Annotated in this window: 2 protein-coding genes; both read left to right on the top strand. The window is 29.8% G+C overall.

The annotated features are described in order from the left end of the window. The coding region (locus tag U881_RS12405) for a hypothetical protein (RefSeq protein WP_038362908.1) at positions 1 to 264 on the top strand (264 nt) is incomplete at its 5' end. A 124-nt stretch (positions 265 to 388) separates the two neighbouring features. Beyond that, a partial coding sequence (locus U881_RS0100055) for a BTA121 domain-containing protein surface lipoprotein (RefSeq protein WP_024652871.1) occupies positions 389 to 913 on the top strand: 525 nt, incomplete at its 3' end.

Below are 913 nucleotides of genomic sequence, written 5' to 3' on the forward strand. Positions count from 1 at the left end.
TTTATAGATGAGCATACCAATGTTTTTGAGCGTCAGAGGGAGGTTTTAGCAGCTATTGATGCGCTTGTTGATTCTGCTTTGAAATCAAATTTTGAAGCAAAGTATAATAGTGTTTTGAGCGATTATAAATTGTATGTGAGAGAATTGTTTAATAATGTTGAAGATGGTACTTTTGATCTTAAATTTGATCGGGATAGAGACAGAAAAGAAAATTATAATAAAAAATTTGCTGTGCTTCTAGAGAGTATTCGCAATGCTTCTTAATTTTATTTTATTTGGATTGATTTGCGTTGTATTATGTGTTTATAATGTGTAGTGCTAGCTTGTATTATAAATTGATGTTGTGTTTGATATTGTTGATATTGAAAGTTAAAGAAGGAGTTATCTTATGATGAGAAAAAAAATTTATATTTTATTGTTGTCGTTATTGTCATTGGTACTTATAGTATTGATATTGATTTTCAATTTAAGATCTCGAAAAAGAACTCCTATTCTTGAAGATGCATTTCTCAGATCTGGTCTTAGTAGACCTGTATCCGAAATTTGTGGACTTATAGATGTGTCTTTGGAAGGTAAGAGAAAACATGCTGAAGGAATTTATGGTCAAGATGTGGATGATGATTTAGAAATTTACGATAATTTGGAGCCTGTCCTTGTAGATGATGAACTTAATGTTTTGCTTGATGAATTTGGGATTGAAGAGGGGAGAAGAATAGCAATTGCGCATATACAAAAAGTATTGTGTGATCCTGTTATTGGAAGTAATTATAAGACGTATGATAATGTTGATTTTCGTAATCTACTGATTAATTGGAAATTAGACAAAGTTAAAGAATTTGGCGAGTATTTATCTTCAATATTTAATGAATTTGTTAGACTAAGATCATCTATTGATAATCTTGGTAATGATATA

The sequence above is a fragment of the Borrelia persica No12 genome (assembly GCF_000500045.1).
Lineage (GTDB): Bacteria > Spirochaetota > Spirochaetia > Borreliales > Borreliaceae > Borrelia > Borrelia persica.